Annotated in this window: 13 protein-coding genes; 5 read left to right on the top strand and 8 right to left on the bottom strand. The window is 43.2% G+C overall.

Annotation, left to right across the window (positions count from 1 at the left end; all coding sequences use genetic code 11):
- The first annotated feature begins 124 nt into the window (after window positions 1–124).
- Entirely contained in the window at window positions 125–2,839 is a 2,715-nt protein-coding gene (locus HX021_RS12675) for a DNA gyrase/topoisomerase IV subunit A (RefSeq protein ID WP_286590745.1), read from the top strand.
- 57 nt (window positions 2,840–2,896) lie between these two features.
- Here the strand turns inward: HX021_RS12675 and msrA are convergent, their stop codons facing one another.
- Together msrA and HX021_RS12685 are read right to left on the bottom strand one after the other, a co-directional pair.
- Window positions 2,897–3,412 carry a peptide-methionine (S)-S-oxide reductase MsrA gene (gene msrA, locus HX021_RS12680; RefSeq protein WP_286590746.1) on the bottom strand — a complete coding sequence of 172 codons (516 nt, stop codon included), beginning with the start codon at window positions 3,410–3,412 and terminating at the stop codon, window positions 2,897–2,899.
- Between the two features lie 256 nt (window positions 3,413–3,668).
- Window positions 3,669–4,700: a glycosylasparaginase gene (locus tag HX021_RS12685; RefSeq protein ID WP_286590747.1), complete on the bottom strand. Its 1,032-nt coding sequence runs from the start codon at window positions 4,698–4,700 to the stop codon at window positions 3,669–3,671.
- A gap of 296 nt (window positions 4,701–4,996) precedes the next feature.
- On the opposite strand from HX021_RS12685, the gene HX021_RS12690 reads away from it, so the two are divergent.
- The 4 genes from HX021_RS12690 (at window position 4,997) to HX021_RS12705 (ending at window position 12,301) form a co-directional block, all read left to right on the top strand.
- Entirely contained in the window at window positions 4,997–6,223 is a 1,227-nt protein-coding gene (locus HX021_RS12690) for a C40 family peptidase (protein ID WP_286590748.1), read from the top strand.
- A 6-nt stretch (window positions 6,224–6,229) separates the two neighbouring features.
- Entirely contained in the window at window positions 6,230–7,285 is a 1,056-nt protein-coding gene (locus HX021_RS12695) for a dipeptide epimerase (RefSeq protein ID WP_286590749.1), read from the top strand.
- Window positions 7,286–7,497: 212 nt separating this feature from the next.
- Window positions 7,498–10,689: a SusC/RagA family TonB-linked outer membrane protein gene (locus tag HX021_RS12700; protein WP_286590750.1), complete on the top strand. Its 3,192-nt coding sequence runs from the start codon at window positions 7,498–7,500 to the stop codon at window positions 10,687–10,689.
- A gap of 124 nt (window positions 10,690–10,813) precedes the next feature.
- On the top strand, window positions 10,814–12,301 hold the full coding sequence (locus tag HX021_RS12705) for a RagB/SusD family nutrient uptake outer membrane protein (RefSeq protein WP_286590751.1): 1,488 nt from the start codon (window positions 10,814–10,816) through the stop codon (window positions 12,299–12,301).
- Between the two features lie 63 nt (window positions 12,302–12,364).
- On the opposite strand, the gene HX021_RS12710 is transcribed toward HX021_RS12705, so the two are convergent.
- The 6 genes from HX021_RS12710 to alaS form a co-directional block, all read right to left on the bottom strand.
- Window positions 12,365–13,774: a M14 family zinc carboxypeptidase gene (locus HX021_RS12710; RefSeq protein WP_286590752.1), complete on the bottom strand. Its 1,410-nt coding sequence runs from the start codon at window positions 13,772–13,774 to the stop codon at window positions 12,365–12,367.
- A gap of 1 nt (window position 13,775) precedes the next feature.
- Entirely contained in the window at window positions 13,776–14,831 is a 1,056-nt protein-coding gene (locus HX021_RS12715; protein WP_286590753.1) for a S66 peptidase family protein, read from the bottom strand.
- A 9-nt stretch (window positions 14,832–14,840) separates the two neighbouring features.
- Window positions 14,841–16,178: a dihydroorotase gene (locus tag HX021_RS12720; protein WP_286590754.1), complete on the bottom strand. Its 1,338-nt coding sequence runs from the start codon at window positions 16,176–16,178 to the stop codon at window positions 14,841–14,843.
- A gap of 112 nt (window positions 16,179–16,290) precedes the next feature.
- Entirely contained in the window at window positions 16,291–16,986 is a 696-nt protein-coding gene (locus HX021_RS12725) for a response regulator transcription factor (RefSeq protein ID WP_286590755.1), read from the bottom strand.
- A 103-nt stretch (window positions 16,987–17,089) separates the two neighbouring features.
- The gene (locus tag HX021_RS12730) at window positions 17,090–18,187 is read right to left on the bottom strand and encodes a TlpA disulfide reductase family protein (protein WP_286590756.1); all 1,098 of its coding nucleotides are present in this window, start codon (window positions 18,185–18,187) and stop codon (window positions 17,090–17,092) included.
- A 71-nt stretch (window positions 18,188–18,258) separates the two neighbouring features.
- Window positions 18,259–20,874 (bottom strand): alanine--tRNA ligase, encoded by a 2,616-nt coding sequence (gene alaS, locus HX021_RS12735; protein WP_286590757.1) that lies wholly within the window; start codon window positions 20,872–20,874, stop codon window positions 18,259–18,261.
- Window positions 20,875–21,172: the final 298 nt, after the last annotated feature.

Genomic DNA, 21,172 nt, shown 5'->3' on the forward strand with positions numbered 1-21,172 from the left:
TAATTTTTTTAACTTTTTATAGTTTCACTGGGATAAAACAAAATGGTTTTGTATTTTTACACGTTCGAATAAAATAAGATTTCGAATATTTCTGTATTGTACAATTTAATCTATTGTTGAGTAAATGAGTGACGAAACAAACTTCCCAACGGAAGATAACCAAGAAGAATCAGGGGCAGAAAAAACAGAAAGCGGAAGTCAGACCATTCCTTTGTCGGGACTTTACGAGAACTGGTTTTTGGATTATGCGTCCTATGTTATCTTGGACAGAGCCGTACCGCATATAAATGACGGTTTTAAACCCGTACAACGCCGTATCCTCCATTCTTTAAAAGAAATGGACGATGGACGATATAATAAAGCGGCCAATGTCATCGGTAATACCATGAAATATCATCCACATGGGGATGCTTCTATTGGGGATGCCATGGTACAGTTAGGGCAAAAAGACCTGTTGATCGACTGCCAAGGTAACTGGGGGGATCCCATCACCGGCGATTCAGCTGCGGCACCACGTTATATTGAAGGCAGATTGTCCAAATTTGCCAACGAGGTGGTCTTCAATCCGGAAACAACCGAATGGCAGCAAAGCTACGATGGACGTAACCGTGAGCCTGTCACTTTACCTGTAAAATTCCCTTTGCTCCTGGCACAGGGAGCTGAGGGTATCGCCGTAGGTCTAGCGACCAAGATCATGCCCCACAACTTTATCGAGCTTATCGACGGATCAATCCAGGTACTGAATGGCGAACGTCCAAATATTTATCCCGATTTCCCAACAGGGGGTATGGCCGACGTTTCCAACTATAACGAAGGTCAACGTGGTGGAAAAATCCGTGTGCGCGCCAAAATCGAAGAACGCGATAAAAAAACCCTGGCCATTACTGAAATCCCATTTGGCACGACCACAGGTGGCCTCATTGAAAGCGTGGTCACCGCAAATGACAAAGGGAAAATCAAAATCAAAAAAATAGAAGACAACACAGCTGATAAAGTTGAAATCATTGTTCACCTCGCACCTGGAATATCTCCCGATGTGACCATAGATGCCCTATATGCATTTACGGCCTGTGAAGCTTCTATTTCGCCAAATACCTGTGTGATCAAGGGGGAGAAACCTCATTTTATGAGTGTCAACGATATCCTGATCGAGAACACCAAGAACACCAAGAACTTGCTAAAGCAAGAATTGGAGATTCGCCTGAACGACCTGCAGGAGAAGATCTTCTTCAGCAGCCTGCTCAAGATTTTCATCCAAGAGGGGATGTACAAGCATGCCGACTATGAAAATGCCGGGGACTTTGACACCGTTGTACAGGTGCTCGACCGCTTGTTTGAGCCATTCTTTGATCAATTCTACCGCGAGATACGTCCTGAAGACTACAAAAAATTGATCGACAAACCGATGAGTAGCATTACACGTTTCGATGTCAAAAAGGCCGACGAAATGATGAAAACGCTCGAAAATGAAATCAAGGAAGTCAAGCGCCACCTTCGTCAGTTAACAGAGTATGCTATTGCCTGGTATGAAAAACTGCGTGAGAAATACGGTAAAGACCGTGAGCGTAAAACCGAACTCCGCATATTCGACAAAGTAGAGGCTACACAAGTTGCCCTAGCCAATGCAAAACTGTATGTCAACCGCGAGGAAGGCTTCATTGGCTCTGGGATGAAAAAAGATGAATTTGTCTGCGACTGTTCCGATATTGATGACATCATTGTCTTCCGTGAAGATGGTAAATACGTCGTCAGCAAGATCCAGGATAAGGTCTTCGTTGGCAAAGGCATCATCCATGTGGCAGTCTTTAAGAAAGGCGATGACCGCACCATATACAACGCCATCTACAAGGAAGGTTCGACAGGTACAAGTTATATCAAACGCTTCTCTGTGATGGGTGTTACCCGTGATAAAGAATATGATGTCTCAAAAGGATCAAAAGGATCAAAAATATTATATTTTACAGCGAATCCAAATGGTGAAGCTGAAGTCGTCAATATACAGCTCAAACCCCATACAAAATTGAGGAAACTGAATTTTGATATGGATTTTGCGGAAATAGCCATTAAAGGACGTGCCTCCCAAGGAAATATTGTATCCAAATATCCTGTCAAAAAGATCAGCTTCAAAAGTGCTGGCATCTCCACACTCGCAGGCCGTAAAATTTGGTACGATACCATCATGAAACGACTGAATGCCGACGAGCGTGGAAAATACCTCGGTGAATTTGATGGTGATGATAAGATACTCATTGTACTCTCTGATGGTACTTATGAGTTATCAAACTTTGACCTCAGCAACCACTTTGACGAGAAAATGATCCGTATCGAAAAATACTATCCCGACCATATCTACACAGTCGTACATCAAGATGGTAAAAGCGGTACGTATTACGTCAAACGCTTTAAATTCGATGATCAGCCGGTCGGCAAACGTGTTTCCTTCATCAATGAAGAAGCCGGATCGAAACTGATATTGATGAGCAATGCTGCTGACCCCGCCGTCAAACTCGATATCCTGAAAGGAAAATCACAGACCGAAGAAAGTCTAGAGCAGCCCTTGACCGAAATCATTGATATCAAAGGTATGAAAGCACAGGGCAATCGCCTGTCTTTCCATACCGTAAAATCTGTTGCCCTGATTACTCCGGATGAAGATCTAAGTGAAAAAGGAAAAGAAAAAGCGGCCTCCGCAACGGAAGAACCCGCGGCCCCTTCATCAGAAGAGGACAACACCCCTAACGAGCCGTCAGATGAAAACAAAGAAGATGACATCAAGCTGGAAATCACCAACCCAGATGACATCCAAATCGATGACAAAGGCCAAATGGAAATGTTTTAAGAGATCAGCACATAAAAAAGGCCCGAATTTATTATTCGGGCCTTTTATCTTCATGCGTTATGCCTTAAACTCCTTAAGAAACTTTTGAAGTTTTGGAGCGATCACAACCGAACAGAATGGATTTTCCGGATGATCATTGAAATAATTATGATGATAATCTTCCGCTAACCAGAATGTCGCTGCAGGCTCAACAGCAGTGACAACCGGGTCCTCATAAACCTCTTCATTCTCCAGCTCATCAATAAAGTTTTTGGCCAGAATTTCCTGTTCTTCATTATGATAAAAAACCACAGAACGATACTGTGTACCCACATCATTGCCCTGACGGTTTAACGTTGTGGGATTATGTGTCTTGAAGAAAATTTTCAACAGATCCTCATAATTCACCAAGTCCTCATCATACAGCAGTTCAACCACTTCAACATGGTCTGTCGTACCCGTACAGACTTGTTCGTAAGTCGGATGATCCACATGGCCACCCATATATCCTGGCAGGACAGATGTTACACCTTCAGTATTTTGAAAAATTACTTCTGTACACCAGAAACAACCTCCTCCAAATGTTGCTTTCATATTTTTATAGTATAGTGTAATTCGTAGTGCACATGACGTACTAAAGCTCAAGTAGCCTATACACAAAGATAATCAATATTAAATTCATGATCCTGAACATGTATGCTAAAGATGCCTGAGCAGGAAAGATGGCACAGCTAAACATACGCTTTCCCGGCAGGCAGATCGCTGTTGATTTTATCCATTGCCCAGCATTTAAGCAGGAATACTTTTTAGCAGGAACACGTTCAAGCAAAGCAGGTCCCCAACCCTACTACTAATAGTAATGTTTCCCTTTGATGAGCAGATCCTGTTGTTTGCTGTCGCAAACTGCATAGGAAAAACCCTCCTGCAACGCAAAAGCACCGTACTCCCCTTTTTTATTGATCGCCAAAAATCCAACCTGTATTTCTTTGGCAATAGCTGGTTTTTTCTTGACAATGCGCATAACAGCCTCCTTACAGGCATCTTCAGGCGAATATCCCTGACGCATCAATTCAACTACCAAGAAACTGCCGACGTTCCGGATGACTTCCTCCCCCACACCAGTGGACGTCGCACCTCCCACCTCATTATCCACATAAAGCCCTGCGCCAATAATCGGGCTATCACCTACCCTGCCATGCATCTTGAAGGCCATACCACTTGTCGTACAGGCCCCCGAAATATTGCCCTTGGCATCCAAAGCCAACATACCAATGGTATCATGGTTGTACTGGTTCCCAGGTAGACGCTCGGCGGCGAAAGATTTATTCTCTATGTTGACAACCGGTTTGTATTTCTTCTCCTTTAACCACTCCTTCCAGGCCTTCTCACCTTCGGGAGTGAGCAGGTTCTCCTCTTCAAAACCATTTTCCAATGCGAACTGTAATGCGCCTTCACCGACAAGCATCACATGCGGTGTTTTTTCCATTACCAGCCGCGCCACTGATATCGGATGGCCAATCTTTTCCATGCCCGCTACAGCCCCACAATTTCCGTCCGCATCCATGATACAGGCATCTAATGTTACATGGCCATCACGATCGGGATAGCCCCCTTTACCTACAGTCATATTTTTCAGGTCCGCCTCCGGTACACGCACCCCTTGCTCAACAGCATCCAGTGCTTTGCCTCCTGTTGACAGGACTTCCCAGGCAGCCTTATTCGCTGCAATCCCAAAGTCCCAAGTCGAGATCACAATAGGAAATTTATTCGCTTTACCCTTTGAAGGTACCACCGTCAGCCCTTTCGCTTCCAAGCTGTTCAAAGTACCAATCGCCGCCGCCGCTATAAAACTCTGTTTAATAAAATTACGTCTAGAACTCATCTCTTTATTAAATTTTTCTTCCTTATATTGAATTTGCTCAGATTATAATGACATCGCTTTCAGCCGACCAGAAAACCATAGCTTTTATTTCACCCCATACAACCTACGCCAATCAGCAAATCCCATCAAATCAATAAGCAATAATACAAAATGGTTTTAGCAAATGGACAAATTAATTAAAATTAGGTCCAAAGATTCGTTTTTTAGCAATACAATATTTAAATCACTTAAAAATCGACAACAAACATTGTCTTATATTGTGAATTAATCTTATCTTTAGAAACAAACTAAGTAGCATGAAATACCCCCTAAAATTAGTGTTTTTAGCCTGTATAAGTACTATTGGCACAAGTTACAGCTATGCGCAGCAGGTTGATTCCACCTTATATTTCACCATCAAAGAATTGCAAGAAAACGTAAAACGTGAATTTGCACCTGATCAGCGAACCAAGATCGTAGCCATTCAACATGCAGATGTTGCTCACAATCAGTATATACTTGAAACGACTGAAAAGGACGCTAAATTCGTTTTAGAACAAAAAGCCAAAGCGCTAACAGCCAATATTCAAGTACAGCTGCTCCCGGACACCAGCGTCCAAGGCAAAACTGCCGGGGTCATACGGCTTTCAGTAGCCAATATGCGTACCTTTCCGAATAATGCGGCCGAACTGACAAGTCAAGTATTACTCGGTACACAAGTAGACCTGTTACAGAAAAAAAGTGGTGAATATCGTGTCCGCACGCCTGATGGTTACATTGCTTGGGTCCCCACTTCTTCCATCGCAGCCATGGATGCTGCAGAAATCGAAGACTGGAAGCAAGCTGAAAAAGTGATCTATACCACTGAGTTTGGCAAATCCTATTCTCAACCCGACGAGAAAAGTCTGCGTGTTTCGGATCTTGTGTATGGCGACATCCTACGGCTAACTGGTCAAAAAGGGGCTTTTTATGAAATCGTTTATCCTGATGGCCGAAAAGGATACATCAAAAAATCAGAAAGTCTGACTTTAAAAAAATGGCTGGATACCCGTAATCCCACTGCCGACAATGTGATCGCAAGCGCAAAGACCATGCTTGGATTACCCTACCTATGGGGTGGCACCTCTGTCAAGGGTGTTGATTGCAGCGGGTTTACCAAAACAAGTTTTTTTATGAACGGTTTTGTGATCCCCAGGGATGCTTCTCAACAGGTCCTTGCCGGTGAAAAAATTGACATTTTGGATCATGAAGGACATTTCGATCCCGATAAAGCACTTAGAAATCTTAAGCCTGCAGATTTATTGTTCTTTGCCGCAGGCAAAAACAGCAATCCAAATGCCCGGGTGACACATGTTGCCCTCTATATGGGCAATGGTCGTTTTATCCACGCGGCAGGACTGGTTCGGATCAACAGCATGCTAAAGGATGCTGCAGATTATGATGATTTCCAGACCCGTACTGTGGTTGCCGCTCGCCGTTATCTCGGAGCCAAGGACCCAGCGGTCCAAAAGATCGCCGAAAGCAAGTATTACATCAAAAAATAAATCAAGATGAGCAATCAACCTGAATGGATCAGCAAAGATTTTGGCGCCTTCAAATTAAGATTCCGGCCCTATACGCTAGAATTACGCCATGTCTTTACTGTTGCTTCCTATAGCCGCAGCACCACGCCTGTCGTATTGACTGAACTGGAATATGATGGCATCACCGGTTATGGTGAAGCGAGTATGCCTCCCTATCTCGGTGAGTCACAAGAGAGTGTCATCTCCTTTCTTCATCAGATCGACCTCTCAGCTTTCAACTCACCTTTTCAAACAGAAGAAATCCTCCATTACGTCGATCAGCTCGCCCTAAAAAATACGGCTGCCAAAGCTGCCATCGACATTGCCTTACACGATGTGCTGGGAAAAATCATGGGGCAACCTTGCTATAAAATATGGGGATTAAATCCAGCACGTATTCCCCCAACTTCGTATACGATTGGGATCGATACCGAAGAGATGATCCGTAAAAAAGTCGCTGAAGCAGATCAATTTAAGATACTAAAAGTAAAACTGGGACTCGATACAGACAAGATGATCATTGACACCATCCGCCAGGTAACCGACCGCCCCCTCTGTGCCGATGTCAATCAGGGCTGGAAAACACGGGAAGAAGCTTTGGAAATGGCACACTGGCTGGCCGAAAGAAACGTCTCTTTTTTGGAACAGCCCATGCCCAAGGAACAAGTTGATGATAACGCCTGGCTGACCGAACGTAGCCCCATCCCAACCATTGCTGATGAAGGATGTCAGCGACTGGTCGATGTCCCAGCGCTACAAGGGGTGTACAGTGGCATTAATATTAAACTCATGAAATGCACTGGAATGCGAGAAGCAAAACGTATGGCCGAACTCGCACGATCCCTGGAAATGAAAGTAATGATCGGCTGTATGACAGAGACCTCATGTGCCATTAGTGCAGCTGCACAATTGGCTCCCCTGACAGACTGGGCCGATCTGGACGGCGCACTATTGATCAGCAATGATCTCTATGCAGGGATGACTGTGGAAAATGGAATCTGTATCCTGCCCGATAGACCTGGAATTGGAATTATAAAAAAATAACACTATATTCAATGTCCTGTTTTTTCTTTAAAACAAAAACAGGACATTGAATAGCGATCGAAGTTCTAACCAGCATTCGACAGCACCAAAACATAAACAAACTAAATTAATCAATTTATACTTTTATGAAATATCCATGTTTGAAATGCACAAACACCGATATCACATCAACCGGATATTTCATAAGGCCTTAAAAGACAAATAATTTCCATATGAAACGACATGTGCTCACAACGTTGTGTCTCATTGCCTGTAGTTCAATGCAGTCTTTACATGCACAACAGATTCAAGTTGCTGGTAAAATCACCGACAGCAATGGGAATCCCCTCAACGGAGTTACCATTAATGTAAAAGGCTCGGGCCAGGGAACCTCTGCAAACGAAAAAGGCTTGTTTACCCTCAATGCAAGCCCCAATGCCACATTAATAATTTCGGCTGTCGGTTATAAAAGCCAGGAGATCCAGATCAATGGCCGAAAAACAATCCATATCAGCCTTTCAAATAATGAACAGGCATTAGATGAAGTCATGGTCGTGGCCTATGGCACAGCAACAAAAAGTACCTATACAGGTTCGGCTGCCACGGTAAAAGCCAAGGACATTGACAATGTTCCAACAACTTCATTCGAAAGCGCACTGAGCGGCCGTGTGGCAGGTCTTACGGTCTCCACTCCCTCAGGCCAGGCTGGATCAACCCCGAGCATTCGGATCCGTGGTATCGGGTCCATGAATGCCTCCAATGACCCCTTATATGTTATCGATGGAGTTCCGGCAAATTCAGGTTCGGGTGGACAAATGGGTGATTATATTTATACCTCCAACAACGTCATGGGAAACCTTAATCCTGACGATATTGAAACCATAACCGTCTTAAAGGACGCTGCAGCATCTTCCTTGTACGGATCCCGTGCGGCGAACGGGGTTGTCCTCATCACCACCAAAAAAGGAAAAACAGGAAAACCTACTGTCAACGTCAAAAGCTCCATTGGTTTTACCCCCACCTGGGCAACGGACAACTACGAAACCGCATCGCCGCAAGATCAGGTCAATATGCTGTACCAGATCTTCCACGACTACCGTACCTCCAATGGAAAATCAGAAGTGGAGGCCAATACCTATGCCCTGTCACAATTAAACAATAAATTTAACCGACATGGTTATCGCTTTGAAACTAATGGCTCAGGCCGCTATGACAATGTAAGCATATTGGGGATGACCGACGGCATAGAGAATAGAGAAGGAAAATATTACGACTGGGACAAAGCCCTCTTCCGTACGGGCATCTATCAAGATAATAATCTGTCACTCTCAGGTGGCACCGAAGCCACAAAATACTTCTCTTCCCTAGGCTATACAACTGATAAGAGCCGAATTCGGGTCAATGATTTTGAACGTATTTCAGGTCGCCTTAACCTAACACAGAAGATAGTTGATAAGCTCGAATTCGGAGCAAATATCAATATCGGCCACAATAAGAAGAAAGGATTTAATGATACCCGAAGTACTGGATCAAACTATTTCTTGCAATCCCGGAATCTCCTATGGCCTTTATATTGGCCTACGGACTATAAGACTGGTGAAGCCTGGACAGACCGCTATGGAAGCTATGCCTATAATGCCGATTATTACGACCAGCAATGGGACAACAGTTCCAAAACAAACAAATTGGGGGTCATCACGAATCTTACCTGGAACATTCTTCCCAGCCTGACCGCCAAAACAGTGTTTTCCTACGATTATACGGATATGAAAGACTATCTATATTACAGTGCAAAGCATTTTAACGGCGTCAGTGATGGCGGAGTCGTTCACCAGTTTAATACAAATATGCTAAAGCTGGTCAGCTCAAATACGTTAAATTACAGCAAGTCGTTTGATAAGCACAACCTCAACTTGCTCGCTGGATTTGAAGCGGAAAAAAATAAAACAGACTTTATGCGTACCACAGGCAGGGGTCTGGGCTCTGCTGAGCTTCCGTATATTTCATCCGCAGGTAAGTTTGAGGCAAATGCCTATAGCTGGGGCTATAACCTCCTCTCCTTTCTGGGAAGAGCAGAATATAACTATGATAACACCTATTTTCTCTCAGCCTCTTATCGACGTGATGGTTCCTCAAAACTTGGACCTAAAAACCGATGGGGAGATTTCTGGTCTATCTCTGGAGCGTACAGCATAAAAAGTCTTCCTGCTTTAAAAGACAACGATGCGATCAGCACACTACGCCTTAAGGCATCTTATGGTGTCAATGGAACCTTGCCGACAGATAATTTCGGCTGGAGAAGACTGGTATCCTTTAACAACTTTAATTACAAAGGGCAACCAGGAGGAAACCTCATATCCAATCCTGATCCGGACATTACATGGGAAACCTCCTATACAACCAATGCTGGACTGGAATTTGGTTTCCTACAGAACAGGATCACAGGGTCAGTTGAATACTTCAACCGGACTTCAAAAAACCTCTTGCAGGATGTTCCGACTTCGCAAACCACTGGATTCAGTACCGTACTGCGAAATGTGGGACAGATCAACAATAAGGGACTTGAAATTGAGCTGGCAGGCGACATCATCAAGAAAGAGGATTTCAGATGGAGTGCCAATATAAATGCGGCCTTCATCACTTCCAAAGTTCAGCGATTAAATGATAATCAGGATATCATCTGGTATGACCCCACAGGATCCGTGGGGAACGACACCAAGGGAAGTGGAGATGTCAGGGCCCAGTTTATCTACCGAGAAGGTCAGTCAACACTTGCATTTTATGGATATGAATGGGCTGGTGTAGATGCTAAAAACGGTAAAAATGTTTATTATACCAACAATAACCAGACCGGTGAAGGCATTTTTGATTACAATGGCCGGAAGGCGACTTATGATTTCAATCAAGCCGATTATACAATCATTGGAAGTGGCATTCCAAAGGTCAGTGGTGGCTTGAACACTGATTTCGAATATAAAAACTTCAATCTGGGTTTCAATTTTATTTATAAGATTGGCGGCAAATTATACGACGGTGCATTCAAAGATGTTGCTGACGATGGTTATTATTGGGAAAGGATCCGGTCAGCATATGCCTTTGAAAATATGTGGACCGACAACAACAGCACTGGTACCTTACCCAAACTGGATGGTAATGACTTGACCGATCCACAAAAATATAGCTCCAGACAGCTGCATGACGCCTCCTTCCTCCGGCTGAAGAACATTAACTTTGGCTATAGACTGCCTAAAACCGTTTTAAATAAAATAGGATTCAGCAATGCCCGTGTATACTTCAATGGAACAAATCTTTTGACGGCATCAAAATATAAAATTGCAGATCCCGAGGTAGGCCAATATGCAACACGTGGCTGGGAAACGCCAATTGGCAAAACATACACATTTGGTATTGAGCTGGGTTTTTAATCTTTCATTTTTTGAAGACATAAAATCCATTCAAAAAGTACAATCAATGATCAGCGCAAAAGGTATGTTAGATTGAATAATACCTTAGAAAACAATTGATTAATGAATAAACAAATTGATAGAGATGAAAATTATTAAAATATCTATAATAACAGCAGCGCTACTGACATCTTTTAGTAGCTGTAAAGATTTTCTGGATGTCGAACCGGGTAATTCCGTCGATGCCAACACGCCCCTAAATGGGGCTGATGATGCCCGCAACAGGATCAATGGGCTGAACAGGCTCATCGCATCACCAAGCTACTATGGGCGCAATTTTGAACTATATGGTGAAGTAAAAGGTGGCGACCTGACCGTTTTTTCACAAGGAAGGGGATTAGATCAGCTATACTCATTCAATCAGGATGCTGAGACCAACAATTTTTCGGGCTTTTGGTCACAAATTTACAACTGTATCGCACAGACGAACGATGTATTGGAAAAAATTGACCAAGTCAGTGGTACCACCAAGGATCAATATGCCAATGCCGAAGGGCAGCTACTGACTTTGCGAGCCCTGTTCTATTTCGACCTGGTTCGTTTATACGGTAAATCGTACACGCATGACAAAACATCCAAAGGTGTGCCAATTATCACCAATTCGGCATCCCATGACACCAAACCCGCCCGAGCAACGGTCGATGAGGTTTACATACAGATTTTGAAAGACCTAAAAGCGGGACAGAAACTGCTTGAAGGAAGCAAGACAGCAGATAATGGTTATATCAATTACTATGCAAACTTGGCCATTCAGAGCCGCGTCTATTTGACCATGGCCGATTATGACAATGCTTATTCAACAGCAGATGAAATCATCAGCAGCAATGTATACAGCTTGTATGCAAATGAAAAATGGGCATCTTCCTGGGCTAGTATGTATGGCAGTGAATCTATTTACGAACTCGGAATCAATGAAGGTGAAGCTGATTTAGGTACGGCCAGCTTGGGCTATTACCTCATGAAAAGAACGGGTGGACAGGGCGGAATGTTCTATGCTAGTGATTATTACCTCAACCGGATGAAAGAAGACAATAATGATGTTCGTTGGGCTATTTTGGGTAATGATGAAAGTTCGGATACACGCAAAGGTGCAGTATATAAAAACCTGGGCAGCGTAAATACCAACACCTCACTTCCGTTAAATTCTCTCGGTGACAAGGGAAATACCAATAATACTGCCGTAAACATCAAGGTCGTCAGGCTCTCGGAGATCTACCTCATCGCTGCCGAAGCTGTATTAAAAAAAGCGACTTCCAATCCGGTGAAAGCGGCCGAACTATTGAATGCCATCAGCAAACGCTCACCTAATCGCCTACCTTTTACCGCCGCTACCGTGAATGAGGATGCCATCCTTAAGGAAAAAAGTAAGGAACTGTTTGGCGAAGGACACCGGTACTGGGATATGATCCGCCTGAATAAAAAAATCACGTTCAATGATGACTTCCAGGAACTGACGATCAAAACCCGACCAAAGGAAATTGATCGGACTTTTGAAAAATATATCCTGCCGATCCCGCAAGCTGAAATAAATGCTAACCCCACATTAAAGGACCAGCAAAATCCAGGCTACTAAACAATCCCGAACACTCAAAAGGGCCATATAAAATGGTCTTTTTGAGTTCATACAACTGAAAGGTTAATAGATTATATTTTTATATTTCTGCCCTGAGAGTTGTTCTTTCAGATCCAGCCAATAACCATTGATTACAGCATAGCGCAGCTCTTGCTCTGTTCCTATAAAGAAATTGGCCGCTCCTCCAAGTGCCAATATAGCACTTTCAGCAGCCCGGGGATGATTCCCTAGTATGATGTTAATTGGATAATCATGTCGTTGTCCCCGCAATGCTTCCCCTGCGATCCGAACAGTTCCGAATCCCTTTTTCAACAAGGTTGCTACCAAGGGTAAACTTACCTCTTCGACCGACAACTGATCCGTATATGATTTTGCCGGAATGAATTGCATTCCCTTAACATCCACATCCTGATAACCGTAAAAGTCCTGCAGGTCACCGATATCTTCAATTACCCCCTCAACATAATAATCGCTCCCAACCGTTTTTTCACTTTGCCGCACCGCAACATCAACCAGCATAGTCTTCTCATTTTTAACAATAGACAGATTCCTGATCACCACATCATGCAGCTTTTCATCATTGAAAGGGATACGCTCATAATCCACAACATCATGTGCTAAATATGCTGTGGATGCAATCTCAGCAAAGGCATGCAACAGGGCCACAAAATTGCATTTTCTAATTTCCAGTTTTTCGCTATCGCCCACACAGGCGCCGGACTCAATTAAAATAGTACTGATACCCCACTGCTGGAAATTATCCCCAAAACCGCGTGGAGTATGCTCATCATCGTATTTAGCTACAGCTCCCGGTATGAATTCCTGTAATTTTTCATGAATTCCTACGATCACGCGCATGGCATTAGCACGTACCAGATTGATGTTTCTGGCATAATCATAGGCAGGGGCTAACAGGGAAATTGCCACTGGTGTCGGTGTGCCAGGGATATTGTAGTAATTGTTCTGATTATGGAGATTAAAAGCAAAATCTGGCTTGATCAATGCTGCCTGTTCTTTCAGCAAGGCCCCTTCTACAGTAGCTGTTGCACGTGCATCACGGTTCATATCGACGTCCATGGCCGTTCTTCGCTGATAGCGCTCTGCCCCATCAGGATTCAACATGGGAATAAAGTGTAGCGTCAGCTTGCTGGCGATCTCTTGCCTAAATTCCGCAAACCCATCAGCTTCCCCGTTGAAGAAATTGAACAGGTCAAATAGTGCCATTGTTGCCGTAGGCTCATCGCCATGCATCTGGGACCAAAGCAATAATTTCGTTGGTCCATTGCCGTAAGTCAACCGGAAAATAGAGCGGTCCTCTACCGACTTGCCAATTTCCGTTACGCTGAATCTTCTGCTGATCTTTTCACAGTCCAGTAGCTGCAAGATAGTGGCATGCTTAAATCTCCTGTGCTTCAAAGCCTTTTCTTCGTACAAAGAAAAGGCTTTGATCAAATCATTTTTTACTAATTTCATGTTAATCCTTTAATGCATCTTCCAGCAAAGAGATCGTTCCTTGAGTAGCATCCATTTTGACCCGCACCCCTACCGGAAGGATAAACTGGTCGGCAATATGTCCAATAATTGCACCGGTATAAGCGGGTATCTCCAAAGGTTTGATATAGTCGTTGAACAGCTGGTCCAGCGTCATTGAACCATATCCCCCGGAAGGCTTACAATTGGTACATTTTCCAAAAACAAACCCTTTGATGGCCGCCAATACGCCCGCATTTTTTAATTGACAGAACATTCGGTCCATACGTCCCATATCTTCATCCACCTCCTCAATAAAAAGGATCTTATCTTTAAAATCTGGCAAATAAGGAGACCCGCAAAGCCCTGTCAATACGGTCATGTTTCCACCCAGAAGTATTCCTTCTGCAATACCAGGATGTATGGTCGTCACCCGATCCTTGGTCTGTACAATTTGATCACCTTTGGATTTCGGGTTCTCAAATACAACTGGCTCATTATCGATAAACTGTCTCTTGAATGCCGCAGCAAGTTTTGTGGACCAGGTACTGATTCCTACCGCCCCATGGAAGCTCACCAGCCCTGTTTTAGCGTACAATGCAAGAATCAAAGCTGTGATATCCGAATAACCCAATAAAACCTTAGGATTCTGGGCAATCATCTTGTAGTCAAGCCGGTCCAATAAACGTGAGGTCCCCGAACCACCCCGGATACAGACAATAGCCTTCACGGTCTTATCTGCAAACATCTGGTGTATATCGGCTATTCGCTGCTGATCCGTGCCGGCCAGATTGCCATAACGATCACGGATATGGTCTCCTTCCTTCACCTTGAATCCCAGGGCTTCAAAAATTTCCCGCGAAATGGCGATGGACTCCTCATCGTCCAATACACCCGCAGGTGCAATCAGACCAATGGTATCCCCAGGCTGTAGTTTTTTAGCCAGCCTAACGGCCTGCTCAGGTAGCTCCATTTTTATCTGTGTGGTCCGTCCGGCTCCTAAAATAGGAATGGATAATGCGCCCAGAGCAACCGATTTTATGAAAGCCCGCTTTTCCATATCCTAATTTTACCGGTCGAATGATAAACGTTCACCAGCTCCCTTTTCTATAAGCTGTCCATTGGAAAAAGCCACTTTCCCAGATACAATTGTATGCGCGACAGTCGAACTGAATGTATGCCCTTCAAACGGGGACCAGCCACATTTGGATAGGATATTTGTTTTTGAAACTGTGTAAGGTCTATTGAGGTCCACCAGAACCAGATCAGCCCAATATCCCTCACGGATATAGCCACGATCTTCAATCTGAAATAAAGTCGCCGTATTGTGTGCCGACTTCTGAACCAATTGCTCCAAAGTCATTTTACCGGCCTTAACCATGTCTAATAGCGCCTGTAAGGCATGCTGTACCAATGGTCCTCCGCTAGGTGCTGCAGCATAATTTTGGGACTTCTCTTCAAAGGTATGCGGTGCATGGTCCGTTGCAATGACATCAATGTGTCCATCCAAAACGGCCTTGACAATTTCATCGCGGTCATGAGCGGTTTTTACCGCTGGATTCCATTTAATGAAATTTCCTTTTTGGGCATAGTCCTGATCAGAAAACCATAGGTGATGGATACAAGCTTCGGCAGTGATCTTTTTATCTTTTAATGGGATATCGTTTCGGAAGAGTGCAATTTCTTTTGCCGTGGATATATGGAGAATATGCAATCTGGTATGATGTTTCTTGGCCAGCGCGACTGCTTTGGAGGAAGATAGGTAACAGGCTTCAGCCGATCGGATCAATGGATGCATTTCAACCTTCAGTCCATCTTCACCATATTTCTCTTTAAAAAGTGCCAAATTTGCTTTTATAGTAGCCTCATCCTCGCAATGCGTGGCAATCAAAGTGGGTGAATTGGCAAAGATGCCTTCCAAAGCTTTTTCATTGTCCACCAACATATTCCCAGTCGAAGACCCCATAAACACTTTGACCCCGCATACCTTTTTGGGATCAGTTTTCAGCACTTCATCCAAGTTATCATTTGCTGCTCCCATAAAGAATGAATAATTGGCCAAGGAGTTCTTTGCAGCAATGTCATATTTATCTTGCAGCAAGGTCTGTGTCAAGGTATTGGGAACCGTATTGGGCATCTCCATAAAAGAGGTCGTCCCACCAGCTACAGCAGCACGACTTTCGTGCCATATATCCGCTTTATAGGTCAATCCAGGCTCTCTAAAATGGACCTGGTCGTCAATAAGCCCCGGAAATAGATGCAAGCCTTCAGCATTGATTTCCTGATCAGCAGGGTGATTGATTTCCTGTGCGATCATTTCAATTCGGCCATTACTGATATATACGTCAGCAGCTTCAACTTTGCCTTCGTTGACAAGTTGAGCAGATTTTATAAGAATAGATGACATGTTGCTCTTTTTTACTTTGCTATGTCTCAAAAATAAAGATTTGCAACGGGCTTATCAAATCATTAAACCTATACTTTCAAAAAAGAAAGAGAGGCCTAAACCTCTCCTTTTTCTATTCTTTATCAAATTTGTAACCGACACCTTTTACGGTCGTCACATAATCATCACCTATTTTCTCACGGAGCTTACGGATATGTACATCAATGGTCCGATTGGTTACCACCACCGAGTCTTCCCAGATGCTTTTCAAAATCTGTTCACGCGTAAAGACCTTGTTCGGTTTGGAGGCCAACAGATAAAGCAACTCAAACTCTTTCTTTGCCAAGACAATCTTTTGCTCTCCCTTATATACCAGAAAAGAATCTCTATCGATGATCAAATCCGCTATTTCAATTTTGTCCTGTGCAGCAGCATCAGACTCTTCAGATGCATTTCGTCTTAGAATCGCATTGATACGACTCATTAGGGCCCGAGGTTTAATCGGTTTGGCGATATAGTCATCCGCACCGACATGAAATCCGGCTATTTCTGAATATTCTTCGCTTCTTGCTGTCAAAAATACCATGAAAGTACTTTTGAATTCAGGCATAGCACGCATAATGCGACAAGCTTCAATACCATCCATTTTGGGCATCATGACGTCCAAAATGATGAGATCGGGATTTACTTGCTTGGCAACATGAATTGCCTCTTCCCCATTTTGCGCTGTGGAGACCTGATAACCTTCACGATTTAAATTGAATGCAATTAAATCCAAGATATCCTTCTCGTCATCAACAATTAAAATCTTTTGTTTCGAAGAACTCATTTGTCTTATTTTTTTTGCTAAAATATGAACAAAATGATAACAATTAGTTAATCTAATGTTACCAAATCATTAAGTAATATTTCAATTAACAATAACACATTGATTATTTAATTGTTTTCTTCAAAAACGACTCAAGCTCCGCTCCACGTAAATTTTTGGCAATAATAATCCCATTGGGATCGAGAACATAGGAGGTTGGTAATGCTTTTACACGATAGTCAACCACTACAGGCGAACTCCAAGCCTTTAAATCCGATACATGGGTCCAGCTTAGCTTATCATCTTCGATAGCCCGCATCCAAGATCCGGGGTTGTCATCAAACGAAACCGATAGGATATCAAACCCTTTATTATGATACATGGCATACAGTCTGACAAGATTGGGATTCTCCTGACGGCAAGGCATACACCAGGAAGCCCAAAAATCCACCAATGTATATTTCCCCTTAAAACTGGACAACTTCACCTCCTTGTTTGACGGTGTAAAGGAAATTAATTCAGGAGCAGGCTGGCCAATGGCCATTTTCTTCAGTTTTTGGGTCTCCTCCTTAAACTGGGTTACATACCTGTTTTCCGTAAACTCGTCCTTGATTTTATCTGCATAGGCTATAATCTCACTTTCGGCTACCTCTGGATCCAATGTTGAGATTGCATAAAATCCAGCCAGGTCATTGTGCTGATTTGAAAAGTCAACCGCCTTGGCCGTATAAGAACGAAGCTCATCAGCAAATTTGGATTTATATTCAGCACGGAGCTTTTCAATTTCATCTGCCGTCGAACTAGCCGTCAGTTTCGAAAAAACACCCTGCAATGAATCCTGCACATAATCACGGTGATTGCGTTCTTTGGCAAAAGGTTGAATGGTTTTTGACAACACCGAACCTTCCACCTGATATGCATTGACATCTTGATGCATGTCCGCTTTGAACGAAATAGTCTCTCCTGGAGATGCAATCAGATCATAACGGTTCTTGCCCACACGTAGGGACAACAACCTTGACTGACTTGCCGGACGCACAAATTGAAATTTATTATTATCCCCAAAGAACATCGAATCCAGTTTGTTATCTCCTTCATACAAAGAGATTACTTTTATATTTCCTGGGTTCTCTATATTTCCCTCGATGGTAAACTGCTCTTTATTTTGGCAACTAAACATCAATCCTGCGAATCCCACTACTAAAAAAATTGCCTTGTTCATGTTAAAAATTAAAAGTCAAAATTAAAAAATGAAGACAGCTTATAAGCCATAGGCGCTCATATCTCAATACTTTATTTCAAAAAATCCTTTGCACGTCCAATTGCGGTGCTTAATCCTGCAACATTCTTCCCTCCTGCTGTCGCAAAAAATGGTTGTCCACCACCACCACCTTGGATGTCTTTTGCTAGATCACGAACAATATTACCGGCATTTAAACCACGTTCTTTTGCCAATTCATCAGAGATCACAACAGTGAGGCTCGGTTTCCCATCAAATTCTGCCCCAATAACTAAAAACAGGTTATTGACAGCTCCTTTTACAGCGTAAGCCAATGTCTTGACAGCTTCGGCATTAGGCAAATCAACCCGGGTGGATAAGAAATTAATGCCGTCAATTTGTTCAATTTTAGCTTCCAAATCAGATTTGAGCGCCAATGACTTCTCGGTAATACTCTTCTCTATTTCTTTTTTCAATGCACCATTCTCATCTATGACCTTGCCAAGCGCAGACACGAAATCTTTCGGGTTGTTCATTAACTCTTTCAAATGCTGCACAAGTTCAAAGTGCTCCCGGATCACTGCCGCGGATTTCGTACCCGTAATCGCTTCAATACGGCGCACACCAGCCGCTACGGCCGATTCAGCAATAATCTTAAAAAACCCTATCTGACCCGTAGCTTTCACATGGGTCCCTCCGCATAGCTCTTTGGAAAAGGTATCCTCAAAAGTAATCACACGAACAAAGTCGCCATATTTTTCACCAAATAAAGCTGTTACGCCCGAGTCCAAAGCCTGCTGATAGGGAACATTCCGTTCCTCCTTCAATGGGATATTTTCACGGATCTTAGCATTGACAATATCCTCCACCTGCCTGATCTCCTCATCGCTCATTTTGGCAAAGTGAGAGACATCAAAACGCAAAACGTCCGCATTGACCAATGATCCTTTCTGATTCACATGATTTCCCAGTACTTGCTTCAATGCCGCATGCAACAAATGAGTCGCCGAGTGGTTATTTTCTGTATCTAAACGCTTGCTCTTATCAACCTGAGCAACGAATACCCCATTTAAATCTATCGGTAGTTTATTGGTAAAATGAACAAAAAGCCCATTCTCTTTTTTCGTATCCGTGATATAGATCTTCTCTCCCGTTTCCTCCGAAACCAGCTCACCGGAATCTCCGACCTGTCCACCGCCTTCAGCATAGAACGGGCTCACAGAAAGAACCAGCTGATATTGCTCTTTATTTTTCGTAACGACTTTTCGGTATTTAACAATTTCTGTTTGGGCCGTTAAGGTATCATACCCCACAAATTCAAACCCATCATCCGCATTGACCACAACCCAATCCCCAGTATCAATCGCTGTGGCAGCCCGGGAACGATCCTTTTGGACCTGAAGCGCATTGTTAAAACCGTCCATATCAACAGCAAGTCCCTTCTCACGTGCTAATAATTCTGTTAAATCTATCGGAAAGCCATAGGTGTCATACAATTCAAAAGCAAAATCACCGTTGATCACCGTATGATCCTCAATATAATTTTCAAAGCGCTGTACACCTGTAGACAATGTTCTTAAAAACGAGATCTCCTCTTCCAGGATAACTTTTTGGACAAAGTCCTGCTGTTGGATCAATTCATCAAATACGCCACTGAATTGTGCTGCCAATACCGGTACAAGTTCATGGATAAATGGTGTTTTGAAGCCTAAAAAGGTATAGGCATAACGTACAGCACGACGCAAGATACGACGGATTACATAGCCGGCCTTATTGTTGGACGGCAATTGTCCATCGGCAATAGCGAAGCTTACAGCGCGAATGTGGTCAGATACCACACGCATGGCAATATCATTCTTCTCATCAACACCATATTTAATTCCGGCACGTTCAGAAATAAAATCAATAGTCGGTGTGAAAACATCCGTATCATAGTTGGAAGTTTTTCCCTGAATACAACGCACCAAACGTTCAAAGCCCATTCCGGTATCCACATGTTTTGCCGGTAAGGGCTGAAGTGATCCATCCTTCAGGCGATTGAACTGCATAAAGACCAGGTTCCAGATTTCAATGACCTGTGGGTGATCTGCATTGACCAAAGACTGTCCACTGACCGCCGCACGTTCTTCTGCACTACGCATATCAAAATGGATTTCAGAACAGGGACCACAAGGACCTGTCTCTCCCATCTCCCAAAAATTATCCTTTTTATTGCCCAATAAGATACGGTCTTCTGCAATCCATTGTTTCCAAAAATCAAATGCTTCTAGGTCACGTTCAAGCCCCTCAGCGGCATCGCCTTCAAATATGGTGACATACAGACGGTCCTTGTCCAATTGATAGACTGCTGTCAGTAACTCCCAAGCCCAAGCGATAGCCTCCTTTTTAAAATAGTCACCAAAGCTCCAATTTCCCAACATCTCAAAGAGCGTATGGTGGTAAGTATCAATTCCGACTTCTTCCAGATCATTGTGTTTACCCGACACCCGCAAACAACGCTGCGTATCGGCCACACGCGGAAATTTAATGGGCGCTTCCCCAAGAAATAAATCTTTAAACTGATTCATCCCCGCATTGGTAAACATTAATGTAGGGTCATTTTTTACAACTACTGGTGCTGAAGGTACGATCTGATGTCCTTTACTTTTGAAAAAATCCAAAAAGGCTTGACGAATTTCTCTGCTTGTCATTTAATTATCTAAAAATATGTGCAAACTTACTCAAAATTGGTAGGTTATGCAATGTAGAATTCCAGATATTGACCTTAAAACAGGTATTTTAACAAACAGATGAATAAGCCCTTCTGACTTTTCAAACCAGAAAATAAATCCATAAAATCCAAGGGCTCAGCACAGTCTTATTTTTTGAATGATCTAAATCACCATAGCCCATAAAATATAACATCATCCATGCATTTATTATTGATCAACTTTGCAGCATACTGCTCCATTTAACATGTTAAACAATAAAAACAATTTGACCTGTAAA

It is taken from the genome of Sphingobacterium sp. N143 (assembly GCF_030325625.1).
Lineage (GTDB): Bacteria > Bacteroidota > Bacteroidia > Sphingobacteriales > Sphingobacteriaceae > Sphingobacterium.

Excerpts from the sequence above, each read along its gene's own strand:
- HX021_RS12675 (WP_286590745.1), top strand. The coding sequence starts at position 125 with ATGAGTGACGAAACAAACTTCCCAACGGAAGATAACCAAGAAGAATCA.
- msrA (WP_286590746.1), bottom strand. The coding sequence starts at position 3,412 with ATGAAAGCAACATTTGGAGGAGGTTGTTTCTGGTGTACAGAAGTAATT.
- HX021_RS12685 (WP_286590747.1), bottom strand. The coding sequence starts at position 4,700 with ATGAGTTCTAGACGTAATTTTATTAAACAGAGTTTTATAGCGGCGGCG.
- HX021_RS12690 (WP_286590748.1), top strand. The coding sequence starts at position 4,997 with ATGAAATACCCCCTAAAATTAGTGTTTTTAGCCTGTATAAGTACTATT.
- HX021_RS12695 (WP_286590749.1), top strand. The coding sequence starts at position 6,230 with ATGAGCAATCAACCTGAATGGATCAGCAAAGATTTTGGCGCCTTCAAA.
- HX021_RS12700 (WP_286590750.1), top strand. The coding sequence starts at position 7,498 with ATGAAACGACATGTGCTCACAACGTTGTGTCTCATTGCCTGTAGTTCA.
- HX021_RS12705 (WP_286590751.1), top strand. The coding sequence starts at position 10,814 with ATGAAAATTATTAAAATATCTATAATAACAGCAGCGCTACTGACATCT.
- HX021_RS12710 (WP_286590752.1), bottom strand. The coding sequence starts at position 13,774 with ATGAAATTAGTAAAAAATGATTTGATCAAAGCCTTTTCTTTGTACGAA.
- HX021_RS12715 (WP_286590753.1), bottom strand. The coding sequence starts at position 14,831 with ATGGAAAAGCGGGCTTTCATAAAATCGGTTGCTCTGGGCGCATTATCC.
- HX021_RS12720 (WP_286590754.1), bottom strand. The coding sequence starts at position 16,178 with ATGTCATCTATTCTTATAAAATCTGCTCAACTTGTCAACGAAGGCAAA.
- HX021_RS12725 (WP_286590755.1), bottom strand. The coding sequence starts at position 16,986 with ATGAGTTCTTCGAAACAAAAGATTTTAATTGTTGATGACGAGAAGGAT.
- HX021_RS12730 (WP_286590756.1), bottom strand. The coding sequence starts at position 18,187 with ATGAACAAGGCAATTTTTTTAGTAGTGGGATTCGCAGGATTGATGTTT.
- alaS (WP_286590757.1), bottom strand. The coding sequence starts at position 20,874 with ATGACAAGCAGAGAAATTCGTCAAGCCTTTTTGGATTTTTTCAAAAGT.